At 57.1% G+C, this 13,159-nt stretch carries 12 protein-coding genes; 7 read left to right on the top strand and 5 right to left on the bottom strand.

Annotated elements, in window-relative coordinates:
- Window positions 1-48 precede the first annotated feature (48 nt).
- Window positions 49-1,302, bottom strand: a complete 1,254-nt coding sequence (tcmP, locus tag RC85_RS03640) for a three-Cys-motif partner protein TcmP (protein ID WP_068258757.1) — start codon at window positions 1,300-1,302, stop codon at window positions 49-51.
- Window positions 1,303-1,331: 29 nt separating this feature from the next.
- Window positions 1,332-2,156 (bottom strand): DUF5131 family protein, encoded by an 825-nt coding sequence (locus RC85_RS03635; protein WP_068258755.1) that lies wholly within the window; start codon window positions 2,154-2,156, stop codon window positions 1,332-1,334.
- A gap of 257 nt (window positions 2,157-2,413) precedes the next feature.
- On the opposite strand from RC85_RS03635, the gene RC85_RS03630 reads away from it, so the two are divergent.
- Together RC85_RS03630 and RC85_RS03625 are read left to right on the top strand one after the other, a co-directional pair.
- Window positions 2,414-5,857, top strand: a complete 3,444-nt coding sequence (locus tag RC85_RS03630; protein ID WP_068258753.1) for a class I SAM-dependent DNA methyltransferase — start codon at window positions 2,414-2,416, stop codon at window positions 5,855-5,857.
- 11 nt (window positions 5,858-5,868) lie between these two features.
- Window positions 5,869-6,630 carry a hypothetical protein gene (locus RC85_RS03625; protein WP_068258751.1) on the top strand — a complete coding sequence of 254 codons (762 nt, stop codon included), beginning with the start codon at window positions 5,869-5,871 and terminating at the stop codon, window positions 6,628-6,630.
- A 56-nt stretch (window positions 6,631-6,686) separates the two neighbouring features.
- On the opposite strand, the gene RC85_RS03620 is transcribed toward RC85_RS03625, so the two are convergent.
- The 3 genes from RC85_RS03620 to RC85_RS03610 are packed head-to-tail and all read right to left on the bottom strand — an operon-like array spanning window position 6,687 to window position 8,687.
- Window positions 6,687-7,562: a hypothetical protein gene (locus RC85_RS03620; RefSeq protein WP_068258749.1), complete on the bottom strand. Its 876-nt coding sequence runs from the start codon at window positions 7,560-7,562 to the stop codon at window positions 6,687-6,689.
- 19 nt (window positions 7,563-7,581) lie between these two features.
- A complete protein-coding gene (locus RC85_RS03615; protein ID WP_068258747.1) occupies window positions 7,582-8,259 on the bottom strand; it encodes a class I SAM-dependent methyltransferase in 678 nt (225 codons plus the stop codon).
- Between the two features lie 2 nt (window positions 8,260-8,261).
- On the bottom strand, window positions 8,262-8,687 hold the full coding sequence (locus tag RC85_RS03610) for a hypothetical protein (protein WP_068258745.1): 426 nt from the start codon (window positions 8,685-8,687) through the stop codon (window positions 8,262-8,264).
- 185 nt (window positions 8,688-8,872) lie between these two features.
- Here RC85_RS03610 and RC85_RS03605 point away from each other — a divergent pair, with 185 nt between their 5' ends.
- The 5 genes from RC85_RS03605 to RC85_RS03585 all read left to right on the top strand — a co-directional run.
- Complete coding sequence (locus RC85_RS03605; RefSeq protein ID WP_068258743.1) at window positions 8,873-9,811, top strand: zf-HC2 domain-containing protein; 939 nt, start codon at window positions 8,873-8,875, stop codon at window positions 9,809-9,811.
- Window positions 9,812-9,820: 9 nt separating this feature from the next.
- The gene (locus RC85_RS03600) at window positions 9,821-10,474 is read left to right on the top strand and encodes a class I SAM-dependent methyltransferase (RefSeq protein ID WP_068258741.1); all 654 of its coding nucleotides are present in this window, start codon (window positions 9,821-9,823) and stop codon (window positions 10,472-10,474) included.
- A gap of 37 nt (window positions 10,475-10,511) precedes the next feature.
- Complete coding sequence (locus tag RC85_RS03595) at window positions 10,512-10,910, top strand: hypothetical protein (protein WP_149752576.1); 399 nt, start codon at window positions 10,512-10,514, stop codon at window positions 10,908-10,910.
- A 118-nt stretch (window positions 10,911-11,028) separates the two neighbouring features.
- Window positions 11,029-12,672: an efflux RND transporter periplasmic adaptor subunit gene (locus tag RC85_RS03590; RefSeq protein ID WP_068258737.1), complete on the top strand. Its 1,644-nt coding sequence runs from the start codon at window positions 11,029-11,031 to the stop codon at window positions 12,670-12,672.
- Window positions 12,673-12,675: 3 nt separating this feature from the next.
- Window positions 12,676-13,159, top strand: a 484-nt coding sequence (locus tag RC85_RS03585; RefSeq protein ID WP_202907960.1) for an efflux RND transporter permease subunit, incomplete at its 3' end; no start/stop codon positions are given.

Below are 13,159 nucleotides of genomic sequence, written 5' to 3'. Positions count from 1 at the left end.
TCGTCGGCAGATCGCCAGTTCGGGCCACATGCCCGGCGAGCAGACGAATCAATTACTCATTGGCAGGAACAGCTTCGGCTGCGGAGGCAGCGAGATGCGATCCTGGCCGTGCTTCGGACCGCCACGTCTTTGTTCGCCTTTCGGGCCTCGGATGCGAACGTGCCCTTCTTCCTTCAATTCCGCGAATGCCGAGTCAATACGAGAAACATCCGCAGGTGTCTCGTTAGCGATCGCTCGTACGAAGTCATCACGCGTCACGTTGCCGCCGAGTTCATGCAATTTCGGAACAAGCTCGACAAACAAAGCTTCGTGGGTCGATTTCCCTGCTGCTTCGTCAAAGCGAAACATCGTCGTTTGATGGAAATTGTCGCGATTGAACTCCAGCATCTTTAGCCCAGCGAAGCCCTCGTGGAGTGAATGGTTTTGATGTTGCCAGTGCGTCGCCTTCATGACGTTGTTTGCCTGGGGATGATTGCTGAGGTGCAACAACCAATAGCCCCAGCCATCGTGCTGAACCATAAAAGGGCTGACGTAGTTCGCGTCGCATCCTTTCCTAATCTTGTCCAAAAAGATGGCGATAAGCGATTTTCGCCAATCGCTGAAGTGATTGAATGAAGCTTGGCTGGTGAATGCATCACCGAGGTCCACCCCGAATCGCTCAATGCCTTTACGAAAGTCTTGATTTTCATTGGCGAATGTCGCGAGCGACTCGACGCTGATATTCCAAATAATCTCCGCCTTGGGAAGATGCCGAAGGATAGCGTTGCAGTGATCTAGCGTGGCGATGTTCCAACCACACTGATCAAGAAAGAAAAGTGCTTTCGTCTTTTCGTTAGATGGAATGCGACCCAGCAAATGCGGCAGATAGTTGTCGAATTTCATCCGGTCAATCTGAATGTCGCCCGAATGCAACTTGGACGCATACTCCGATGCCTGGATGCCTCGGGTCAATTCCGAAACGGCCGACCGGCTCGCGTCCGCAAAGTGATAACGAGCCCGAATATCTAGCTTCGTGCTCGTCCGGCTGGCATTGATCGTCTGCTGCGCACCATGCACGGTGTTCAACATGACGAACGGCGAACCGGCGACCGGACCACCAGAGATCGGATCCTTCAGCACCCCACCGCCCGCGAATGCGTCGACCAAGTGAATGTTAACGACGGGAATCGCGGGGTTCGCCGCAACCGTTGAGAAGTAGGCTTCGATGTAGGTTCGAAGAATGTCCAGTTTGACCTGACTATGGATCGGACAAACAGGGCGATTGCCGTCCTTCCACGAGAAAGCGTCCTGTGACTTGACCATTGATCCCCTCCGGATGATTGGGTGGTGTGCTAGCTAACCCCTTCAGGATAAGCATCCCATGTTTGGCCGTCTAGCGTTCGTCCGGCGTTGCCTTTGCCCATCCGGACCACCGCGGCGTCAGTCTTCCGCGGCTTCTTATCATCTCGGTCACGAACATCGCCCTGACGGCCAATTTTGACAATCTTTTTTTCTTCCGTTCCCTCCGGTGCCGGCGCGTAGTCGCCATATTGTTTGAAGAAAAACGCAGTGCCTTGTTTTTCGCATAGCTTTCGTAGTTTGCGAAACCAATCGGGATGCGATGGCCGCGAACCAGGACCGCTTTCGCCTCCAACGATTGCCCAATCAATACCGCTAAGGTCTACTCGATCGACTGGTCCGATCAGCGGCTCGAACGAGATGAATCGAACCGCGGCGGGCACCTGACGCAGATGATCGACGCGAAACGTGTAGTCCTGCGATTCAACGCTGGTCCCCATCCAAACATTGTCGGGCCAATCGAACCGATCCGCCTCGCGGGCAAGTCGCTGTGTGCGTTTCGTCAAAATTTGAAATTGGTGCCAATGCGCGCGCCGGCAAACATCCAAAACCCGCTCGATGAACTCGACGGGAACGTCGCGGTGAAACAGATCACTCATCGAGTTGACGAACACCTTGCGCGGCTTCTTCCACGACAGCGGTTTTTCCAGCACATGGTCGTGCGTCGTCAGCTCGAAGCCATTGCGATAGTTATCGACGCCCATCGCTTGCAAACGATGGGACATGCGTAATGCGTAGCAGTTCTCGCAGCCGGGACTGATCTGGGTGCAACCCGTCACCGGGTTCCAAGTCTCGTCGGTCCATTCAATCTCTGACATCTTTCTCTCCTCCTTGGAGACAAGGCTACGAGCCGGCCGTGACACGTCTGGTCACGGCAGTGTGTATTTTCTCGGTAATTCTAGCAGAACAGCGAAATCGGATCTCCGTCAATTTGACGGGGGAAAGGCAACGCGCGGGCGGACCGCTACAATCTGGGGCTGAACGAGGCGGCGAAAGACGCGGGACCAGAGGGGTTTGCACACGCCGGGAAAACGATAGCCAAGCACGACCGATGCGGTGAGGGAACAGCAGCACGATGACGCCGGATGAATTTGTTGATCGTTGGAAGGAATCCGGTGGGGCGGAGCTGGCTAATTCGCAATCGTTCTTGAAAGAGTTGTGCGATCTGCTGGGGGTGCCACAGCCCGATCCGACGCGGTCCGATTCGGACTCGAACCGGTACGTGTTTGAAAAGGCGGTCGAGTTCAACAACGGCGATGGGACGGTCAGTCACGGACGCGTCGATCTGTTCAAAGCCGAGTGCTTTGTGTTGGAGTCGAAACAGGGCAGCGAACGCAAGGCGGCCGAAGCTGCCGAGGCGCTGGCTACCCGGACTCGCACGGCGAAGAAGCTGGGTGGGACGGCCAAGCGGGGCACGGCCGGTTGGGACCGGGCGATGAAGGCGGCGTACAAGCAAGCCAAAGGTTACGCCGAAGCGATTCCCGAGGAATGGCCGCCGTTCTTGGTCGTGGTTGATGTCGGATTTTGCTTCGACATCTACGCCGACTTCTCGGGCACCGGCAAGAACTATGTGCCGTTTCCCGATCCGCGTGGCTATCGCGTGCCGCTGGATCGGCTGCGTGATGAGCGGACTCGCGATCTGCTGACGAAGATTTGGACCGAGCCGCACTCGCTGGACCCGTCGAAGATTTCGGCCAAGGTGACTCGCGAGATCGCCGAGCGGTTGGCGAAGCTGGCCAAGAGTCTGGAAGCCGAGCATGACCCCGAAGTCGTCGCCGGGTTCTTGATGCGATGCTTGTTCACGATGTTTGCAGAAGACGTCGAGTTGCTGCGTCCCAATTCGTTCACCGAAATGTTGCTGGGGCTGCGGACGAAACCGGACAAGTTCGCACCGATGGCTGAGAACCTTTGGGCGTCCATGGACGAGGGTACGTTCTCGGGGATCTTGCAAGAGAAGATCAAACAATTCAACGGAAAGTTCTTTAAAGACAAAACCGCTTTGCCACTGAACCATGACCAAGTCGAACTGTTGGTCGAAGCGGCGGAGTATCGCTGGGAAGAAGTCGAGCCGGCGATCTTTGGCACGTTGCTGGAACGGGCACTCGATCCAGTCGAACGTCACAAGTTAGGGGCGCACTACACGCCGCGGGCTTACGTCGAACGGTTGGTGATGCCGACGGTCATCGAGCCGTTGCGAGAGCAGTGGGATGCGACCTACGCGGCGGCGATGCAGTTGGACGAAGACGACAAGCGGGCGGAAGCTCGCAAGTTGCTGCGTGATTTCCATGGCCGGCTTTGCGAAACGCGAGTCTTGGATCCGGCCTGCGGCAGCGGCAACTTTCTGTACGTCGCAATGGAGTTGATGAAACGGCTCGAGGGCGAAGTGCTCAACACGCTGCGAGATTTCGATGAAGGCGTGTTGCCGGGTTTGACGATCGACCCGCATCAGTTTCTGGGCATCGAGGTCAACCCGCGAGCGGCGGCGCTGGCCGAGTTGGTGCTATGGATCGGTTCGATCCAGTGGTACAAGCGAACCCGCGACTCGGTCAGCATCCCCGAGCCGATCTTGAAGGACTACGGAAACATCGAGTGCCGCGACGCGGTACTGGATTGGGACAGCATCGAACCAGTCACCGACGACGACGGCAATCCGGTAACCCGCTGGGACGGACGAACAACAAAGCCGCACGGCGTCACTGGCGAAGAAGTCCCCGACGAAGACGCTCGCGTTCAAGAATTGCGTTTCATCAATCCGCGAAAAGCCGAGTGGCCTGAGACGGACTACATCATCGGCAATCCGCCGTTCATTGGCACGTCACGAATGCGGGAGGCACTCGGCGACGGCTACACAAAGGCGATCCGGTCGACGTTCAGCAAATTGCCCGAGTCGTGCGACTACGTCATGTATTGGTGGCACAACGCGGCGGAGAAAGTGCGAACCGGCGAAGCGAAGCGATTCGGATTGATCACCACCAACAGTTTGCGGCAGACGTTCAATCGTCGAGTCGTCACGCCGCACCTGCAAGCGAAAGAACCGTTGTCGCTGTTGTTCGCCATCCCCGATCACCCTTGGGTCGATACGGCAATGTGCGCGGCGGTTCGGATTGCGATGACGGTGGGCGTGGCTGGTGAAAGCACCGGTGAACTAAACCGGGTCGAGCATGAAGCCGAGCGAGACGAAGATGCGGCAGAAATTCGATTCGACATTCAGGACGGAATCATTCAGGCCGATTTGCGCGTCGGTGCAAACGTTGGAGCGGCGATCACATTGCAAGCGAATGAGGACGTTAGCTGTCCAGGTGTGAAGCTTCACGGTTCGGGTTTTATTGTGACACCGGAGGAAGCGGTACAGCTTGGACTGGGTCGCCTTGAAGGTCTTGGAAAACACATCCGGCACTATCGAAATGGAAAGGACATCACTCAGCGATCGCGGAATGTGATGGTGATTGATCTCTACGGATTGTCTGCTGAACAAGTCCAAGCAAAGTATCCCGAGGTCTACCAACACGTCGTTGATCGTGTCAAATCAGAACGTGACAACAAAGTGGGAGGCACTAAAGACTCAATCACTTACGCAGAGAAATGGTGGCTTTTTGGGAAGACGCGAAACACTTTCCGCCCCGCGTTGAATAGCGTCAAACGCTATATCGCAACCACGGAGACGGCGAAACATCGGTTCTTCGTGATGCTCGACGAGTCTGTGCTGCCCGACAACATGCTGATTGCAATCGCGGTAGACGACGCATCACTCCATGGCGTCTTATCTAGCAAACTTCACGTTTGCTGGGCATTGGCGACCGGTGGACGATTGGGTGTCGGCAACGACCCTCGCTACAACAAAACTCGTTGTTTCGAGACCTTCCCCTTTCCCAATCCCGACGACGCCACTCGCAAACGCATCGCCGAACTGGCTGAACAGCTCGACGCCCATCGCAAGCGGCAGCAGGAAAAACATCCCAAGCTGACGATGACGGGGATGTACAACGTGCTGGAGAAACTGCGGGCCGGCGAGACGCTGACGACCAAGGATCAAACGATCCACGAACAGGGACTCGTGTCGGTGCTAAAACAGATTCACGACGACTTAGACGCCGCCGTGTTTGACGCTTACGGATGGCCTCACGATCTGGACGACGAAGCGATCTTGGAGCGACTGGTCGACCTGAACCACGAGCGGGCCGAAGAGGAATCGCGCGGCATCGTTCGCTGGCTGCGTCCCGAGTTTCAAAATCCCGACGGCGCGACGCAAACCGCGTTCGCTGGCGACGACAAGACCAAGCCGGCCAAAAAATCCGCTGCGGCGAAACCGAAGAAACAACCGTGGCCCAAAACGCTGCCCGACCGCATGGTCGCGATCCAATCGGCGTTGCAACGTCACGCCGCCCCGGCCGACGCCAAAGAAGTCGCCGCCTACTACACCCGCGCCAACAAATCCCAAGTCACCGAACTACTCGAAACCCTCGCCGCCGTCGGCAACGTCCGCCAACTCGACGACGGCCGGTTTACTGTTTTTCAATAGGACTTCACAAAATGTTAAATGGCACTGTTCAATATTCTGCCCCCGTGGAAAACAATCCCATCGAATTCGACGTGGTGAACCTCCCAGGCCGTGCTGGCGAAGTCTCGGGTATGAATCTCCGTGCGGATTCGGCGAACGGGATCAGTGTTTCCGTTAGTGTGTCGAATGTCTCGTCAGAGGAAGACGGTGTCGCGATCGCTCTTAACGAAGTTGAAACGATTTTAGATGAATTGGCTTTCGAGCGACGGATGGCGATTGGGCGGCCTCGATTATCATCGCAGGCTTTTGAAGATGAAAGTCGATCTCCTGCGACACAAAGCATCTCATCTGGGGTCACTTTGCACCTCAGTTGCAACGCAACGACGCTGACCCGTGCTTCCGCACAAACTATCGAAAAACAAATCATGAACTCGGCTCCTGCAGCGTCGATCCACAAACAGATGTTTCGTTCAGCAATCCGATCCAACGGAAGCGTTGAGAGGTTCATGCATTTCTACAACTTGCTGATGATGCTGCACGGTGATCATCAAGGTCGCGTTGATGCCTTTATTCGTCAGCATGAAACGGACGTTTCTGAGTCGCAAAGTCCGCACCACAAAGCCGGCGTGATGGAAACGGTTTACACACGCTTACGAAATGAGATCAGTCACCACCGACAAGGTGTTGATCTTGAGGAAACAAAGAGGTCGATGTCGGATCACGTTGGAAGACTACTTGAGCACGTCCGGGACGCGATTGTCGCCGATGGACAAAAGACACCGTCTGTCCAATGACTTTGCGGAATCGTTAACTGAAGACCGGTCGAACGCCGTTGCCCTTCAGCCTCTCATCAAAACGCCGGCGGGGTGATGCCTTTGGCTTTCAGGGCGGCGAGGTATTTGTCTGGTTCGGCGGTTAGCTTTTTGGCGCAGCCAGGGCAGCAGATGTAGATGGCTTTGCCGTTTACGTTCACTTTGCCGGGGACGCCCATGCCGCCGAGTGGTTCGTCCATGACGGGGCATATTTTCTGGGCGGCGATCGCGGCGGCGTCTGCGAGCGTTGATTTGAAGACGCCTTCGCGGACCTGTTCGCCTTTGGCGGTGTAGTATTTGGTTAGGTATTGGTCGGATGAGGCTTCGACTTTCTTTGTGCAGCCGGCACAGCAGACGAACAACGACTTATCGCCGATCGTGATCTTGGGTGGTTTGCCCATGCTGCCGAGCGGTTGGCCGCTGACGGGGCACGTGGCTTGGAGGCTGATGAGGAGTTCGTCGGACAGCTTGCCGCCGGCTAGTTTGCCCATCGTGTGGAAGACCAACGGCTGGCTGCCGATGTTGGTGATCTCGACGTTCATGTGCAACGGTTGATCGACGACTTTGTAAAGATCAACGCCGACGCCGATCGCGAGGTTCTTGAGCGTCTTGAGCCTGTAGGTGTATTCCTTCTCGCTGTCGCCGACTCGCAGTTTCAGTGTGCCGGTCGCGTCGGGTGGGGCGATCGGTTGGTCGTTCTTGCCAAGGATCATAAACATGATGCCTTTGTCGGCGATCACGGTTTCAACGCGACGGTCGCCGACGGTTTGCAGAGTGCCACCGTGTGGGCCAGTGGTTGCTTGAGCGGCGTGCTGTCCGTGACCGTGCGTGGCAACGGCATCTTGGGCGGTCGCGAAAGGCGAGGTCGTCAGTAACGTGGCGGCGGCGATTGCGGCAATGAATGGATGTCGCATGGAGATGCTCCGTTGGGAATTAGCTGTGGTGGTGATAAACGTGGAAGATGGCTGATCCGTATTCGTAGACAAGCGATTGCTTCAAGAGTTCGTCGTCCTTCAGCAACTCGGGAAAACGAAACTCGTCGATGATCAGCCATAGGTCTCGTGGATGATCAGTGAGTGACTGCCGAATCATTCTCAGAAAACTGTCGGTGACCGGCCGGTCGAAGGGCGAATACAAGAAGAAGACGGTTTCGCTGCCGTCCATCTGGTAGTCGAGGATGTTGGTGCAGACGACGTTGATGGAGCTTGCGGTGGGCGTGCTTTCTTGGAAGGTCGCGACGTTCCGTTTGGCGATCTCGCACAACGCGGGAGAGATCTCTAAACCGACGACTCGGTCGAAACCGTGTTCGGCGGCGAGCAGCAGAATCCGGCCCTTGCCACACCCGACGTCGACAAAGACGCCGTCACGTGGCAGATCGAGCTTGGCCATGATCTTGCGAAAGTATCGAGCCCGCGTTGGCTTGTACTTGTCGGCGTGTTGTTTGTCTTCGTCGCTGATGTCCAAGTCGTTGATCGCGACTTCGGATCGCGTGTCGAGTTGGTGTCGACGATCGAACGCATAGTCATCGACGACGCTCAATACGCTTTGCAGGGAATTGGATGGGCCTTTGGTGAAGGCACGTTTCATGAACTGCGCGGTGGCCATCAACATGCTTACTTCACTTTCGCTAGGTACTTCTCGGGATCGGCGAGCAGTTTGTCTTTGCAACCGTCGCAGCAAATCCACACCGACTTGCCGTTCACGTCGACCTTCTCGGGTGCTCCCATCGTTCCCAGCATCTCGCCGCTGACTGGGCACATGTGTTGGGCCATCGCGGACTTGTAGTCTTCTGGCGATAGCTCTTTCAAACCGGGCATCATCTTGGCCATCGGTGAATCGGCATCGACGTCGGCCTGATCGCCATGATCGTGTTCCGCGTGATCGTGCTCGCTTTGGTCGTGATCAGCGTGATCGTCGGATGTGTCGCTGGCGGGAGTGGCTGACGGTGCGACGGGATCGGATTCCGGCGACGAGCAGCCGTAGATGCCGATGGCGAGCAGGCCGACCAGAAATGCGGAGAGGATTGGCTTCGTTTTCATGAATTTGCCTTCGCGATGTTGGGAGGGCGGAGATCGGTTGGGACGTGCGTTTCGATGCCTGGGGCGTGGCTTTCTTCACGCAGTGCCGAAAGAATTTTCTTTTTCCGCCGAAACGGTGAAGAAACGGGATGGTCGAGCATCCAAAACCCTGAACACGAAACGTCCCCCTGAAGAGCGAGCGGGTCATGTCAACGAACGATTGCCAAACGGTGCAGCGTCATCTGTCGGCCTACCACGACGGTGAGTTGTCGGCTGCGCAGAACGAAGCGATCGCGAAGCACGTCGGGTACTGCTCCGCGTGCGCGGCGGAACTGGCATCGTTCGAGTCACTCGGGTCGGCTTTTGACCAGTCACCCGTGCTGGCAAGGCCGTCGGACTTGTGGCAACGAATTGAACGTGAGCTGCCGGCACCAGCCGAGCCGGTCACGTTGTCGCGGCGGCCAGTAATGCTGTCAGGACGGTTCGTGACTTGGATTCGCGAGTCACCTTACGGAGCGGGCTTGGTGTCGATGGCGGCTTCGGTTTTGGTGCTGTTGGGTGCGGGGCTGTGGTATGGCGAAGAAAGAGGGGGAGTGAAGGAGATGGGCAGTGGGGGAGCGATGGCAATGCACTCGCACGACGGCGAAGAAGCGATGTCGGCGGAGCACATGGTCGAGTTCGCAGGCGTGATGAATGACTATTTGCAAAAATTGCCAAGCGATCCTGACGCGGCGGAACAGATGCTGCTGTCGAAGTACAACGGCGAAACGGTCGATTCGGATGGTGCCGTGAAGTTGGTCGGTTACCGTCCGATCATCTCGGGTGGATTGCCAGAGGGCTATTCGCTCGCGTCGACCAGCGTCTTGAAGATGCCTTGTTGCACTTGCGTGAAGGCAGTTTGCAAACGTAGCGACGGTTCGACGCTGGTTTTGTTTGAACATGACGACGAAGAAGCCGCTTGGTTCGGCGATCGGCCATCAAGCATGGCGATGTGCGGCGACAAGGATTGCTGCCTCGTTGATCTCGATTCGAGTATTGCGGCAACGTGGAAACAGGGTTCCCGCAGCGTCACGGCGGTCGGCGTTCGCGATCAAGAAGAAGTGGCGACGCTGGTGAACTGGTTGGGAAATCGAGTCGAGAGCTAAATAAACACTATGACGCTTGCTCGTAAAGCCAAGTCCGCCGTCGCCTCGATCAGATTCAACATGCAAGTGCAGTCGTTGCCCGATCGCGTGTACCTGCGGCAAGTCATGCTTCCAGCGATGGCGAGGATGAAGCCAGCGAATGTGCTGCTCGCCGGAACCCGTCGCTACACGCGGCGGTATCCGGAAGCCTTTGATCGCCAGACGACAGCCGTCTGGACGATTGACTTCGATCCGACAGCCGCGGCATTTGGCAACGGCCAACTCCATCGAACCGGCGACATGTGCAAGGTCGACCAGGTCTTTCGCGGTGTCCGTTTTGACATGATCCACATCAATGGCTTACTTGGTTTCGGCGTCGATTCGCCCGACAACGTTCTCGCGATGATCAAAGCCTGTCACCGCGTTCTACAGCCCAGCGGCTATCTCATGCTCGGCTGGGACTCCGACCGAACACCGGACCCAACGCACAACAAAGAAATCACATCACGCTTCGAGCACACCGGATTCCTCGACGCCCCCGCCCGTCACACCGTCACCGGGATCGAAGGCCACGATCACGTCTTCGACTGGTTCCGACGGGGTGATTCAGAAGAATCAAACACAATGCAATGCAGCAAGTCGTTTGGTTTTGACATTTATCCCCAGTCGGACAAATTGGATTGAGCTTTACATTTACACCATCGCGACCGATAATGACGACATGTTTCAAGCATTGATTCGCACTCTGATGATCGCCACCGTGTTGGCCTGTCCAGCACTGGGTGGTCGCTGCTGCGATGCGGGAAGTTCAGACGTGTCCACTGACGCACTGGCGGTCGATCTTTGCGAAACATGCTGTTGCCACGATTCCGAATTGCCGGAGCCGGCTTGTCCGGCTGAGGGTGGCGAGTGTCACGATTGCTTCTGTGCGGGGGCGCTGCCGGTTGGGCCGAGTGCTTTGGACTCGCTTTCGCTTGATTCGCTCTCGTTTGATTTCGTTGTCTACACGCTGGCGTCGACGCTGGCCTCTTTGCATCGGGCGTCTGCTCGGCTCGATGTCTGTCAATGGCCGCCGACGACGGGCGAGCGATTGGCCACTCTCTGCACGCTGCTGATCTAGCAGCGGACTTTCCTACGCATTTGACGAGCGGATCGTCAAATTCTGAGCGGGTTGCTGCGCGCATGTTGTGTCGGCGTCGCTCGATCTTTGAAAGTCGAAAACGTTTGAGTGTGCCTGTATGTCTACAACTCTTGATAAGCCGGACGTCGATGCGCCGGTGACCAAACAGCCGGCGCAAAATGGCGTCCCGGAAGCCGAGCGAAATTTAGCGACGACCGAGCAGGCGAACATCGCTTCAACGATCCTTGGATGGATTCCGCCTGTCTTGGTGCTGAGCCTATTGGCCGGCATCGGCTGGTATGGACATCACAACGATTGGAAGTTGCCATCGCTGAGTTCCATTACGACGACGGAGGTTGCATCGGGACCGCAGTGGTGCGACAGCCACGGCGTGCCGGAAGATGACTGCGTCGTTTGCGATCCGTCGCTGCTCGAATCGCCGCCGGAACTGACGTTCTGTAACGAACACGGCGTCCATGGTTGCGTGCTACATCATCCCGAACTGGCACAGACCAAAACGCCGGTCGATGTGACCGACGCGGACTTGCAACGAGCCGCCGAGGCGTTGTCGCTCATACCGCGATCGGAGAATCTGCCGCTGAGCAGTTCGGCGGGTTCGCGGATTCAATTCGCCTCGATCGAAGCGATGAACAAAGCAGGCGTGGACGTTGAACCGGTGACTCGGGCGAGCATCACCGAGTCGATCGAAGCGGCGGGCGAAATCCAATACGACGCGACCAAGACCGCCCAAGTGTCGCCATCGGCCGACGGCATCGTTCGCAAAGTTCTGGTCAATGTCGGCGACTGGGTCAAAGTTGGCGACGTGTTGGCAGTGGTCGATTCCAAAGACATCGGACGGCTGAAGTCGGAGTTGCTGTCGGCACTCCTCGAAGAACGCCTGCAACTCGATCAGCTTGCTCGCGTCGAGAAACTCGCTCCCAGCGGTGCGGTGCCCGGCAGCCGCGTGATCGAAGTAAAAACGGCGATGCAGAAAGCGATCGTCGGCGTCGAACAAGTCATTCGCGACTTCGCCAACCTTGGCGTGAGCGTCGATCATGTCGCACTGCAATCGTCGAATCTCGCGGAGACAAAGCGACGGGTTCGTGAGATCGGAATGACTCAAATTGATTCATCGACCGGTGGCGACAACCTGATCGCGGTGACGGCACCGATCGAAGGGCGCATTGTCGATCGTGACATCACGGTGGGCGAAGTGGTCGATCGCGGCAGCCGCATGTTCCGCATCGCTGATACGCGAACGGTTTGGTTGGATCTTCGGGTAGCCGCCGAACAAGCATCGCTGGCTCGGCTTGAATTGCCGGTTCGCTACCAAGGCGACGGCAGCCAAGTCAAACACGACGGCCTGATCACTTGGATCAGTAGCGATGTCGACCCGCAAACTCGAACCGTTCGCGTGCGTGCCGAGCTATCGAACGCAGACGCAAGCCTTCGCAATGAGTCGTTCGGCCGTGGTGAGATCGTTCTGCGACAAGAACCATCGGCGATCGTTGTTCCCGAGCAATCGTTGCAGTGGGATGGGTCGAGCCATGTCGTGTTTGTTCGCGACGCGAGATTCTTTGAAAAGGACCGGCCGAAGTTCTTTGTGACTCGTTCGGTGCGTCCGGGTGCGAAGCAAGATGGTTTTGTCGAAATCATCGCTGGCGTGTTGCCCGGCGAAGTCGTCGCAAGCAGTGGAAGCGATGTGCTCCGCGCTCAACTCCTGCGTAGCAACTTGGGAGCCGGCTGCACCTGCGGCCACTGATTCATGCTCGAAAAATTCATCGACCTATCGCTTCGCCACCGCGTCGCCGTATTGCTCGGCGTCGTCGTCCTGATCGCCGGCGGAGGCTACGCGCTCGCTCAACTGGACATCGACGCGTTTCCCGACACGACGCCGGTGATGGTGCAAGTCAACACGACCGCCGCGTCGCTTTCGCCCGAAGAGATCGAACGTCAGATCACGTACAGCATCGAGCAATCGCTCAGCGGTTTGCCATCGCTCGAAAACATTCGCTCGGTATCGAAGTTTGGCTTCTCGCAAGTCGTCGTCACCTTTGAAGACGGCACCGACATCTACTTCGCTCGGCAAGTCGTCGGCGAACGACTAGCGACCGTCGAGTTGCCGCAAGGCGTCAATCGTCCCGAGATGGGACCGGTCGCGACGGGACTGGGCGAAGTCTTTCACTACGTGTTGACGTATCCCGAGGTCGACTTCCGGGCGCTACCCGAAGACGAGCGACTGCGGTTGT

Source organism: Rubripirellula obstinata (assembly GCF_001642955.1).
Lineage (GTDB): Bacteria > Planctomycetota > Planctomycetia > Pirellulales > Pirellulaceae > Rubripirellula > Rubripirellula obstinata.
Note: the sequence above shows the minus strand (reverse complement) of the source record. Positions and strands in the feature narration are given on the sequence as shown.

What these genes read in the sequence shown, in the direction of transcription:
- RC85_RS03600 (WP_068258741.1), top strand. Translation starts at nt 9,821, where the DNA reads ATGACGCTTGCTCGTAAAGCCAAGTCCGCCGTCGCCTCGATCAGATTC.
- RC85_RS03625 (WP_068258751.1), top strand. Translation starts at nt 5,869, where the DNA reads ATGTTAAATGGCACTGTTCAATATTCTGCCCCCGTGGAAAACAATCCC.
- RC85_RS03635 (WP_068258755.1), bottom strand. Translation starts at nt 2,156, where the DNA reads ATGTCAGAGATTGAATGGACCGACGAGACTTGGAACCCGGTGACGGGT.
- RC85_RS03615 (WP_068258747.1), bottom strand. Translation starts at nt 8,259, where the DNA reads ATGTTGATGGCCACCGCGCAGTTCATGAAACGTGCCTTCACCAAAGGC.
- RC85_RS03630 (WP_068258753.1), top strand. Translation starts at nt 2,414, where the DNA reads ATGACGCCGGATGAATTTGTTGATCGTTGGAAGGAATCCGGTGGGGCG.
- RC85_RS03620 (WP_068258749.1), bottom strand. Translation starts at nt 7,562, where the DNA reads ATGCGACATCCATTCATTGCCGCAATCGCCGCCGCCACGTTACTGACG.
- tcmP (WP_068258757.1), bottom strand. Translation starts at nt 1,302, where the DNA reads ATGGTCAAGTCACAGGACGCTTTCTCGTGGAAGGACGGCAATCGCCCT.
- RC85_RS03605 (WP_068258743.1), top strand. Translation starts at nt 8,873, where the DNA reads ATGTCAACGAACGATTGCCAAACGGTGCAGCGTCATCTGTCGGCCTAC.
- RC85_RS03590 (WP_068258737.1), top strand. Translation starts at nt 11,029, where the DNA reads ATGTCTACAACTCTTGATAAGCCGGACGTCGATGCGCCGGTGACCAAA.
- RC85_RS03610 (WP_068258745.1), bottom strand. Translation starts at nt 8,687, where the DNA reads ATGAAAACGAAGCCAATCCTCTCCGCATTTCTGGTCGGCCTGCTCGCC.
- RC85_RS03595 (WP_149752576.1), top strand. Translation starts at nt 10,512, where the DNA reads ATGTTTCAAGCATTGATTCGCACTCTGATGATCGCCACCGTGTTGGCC.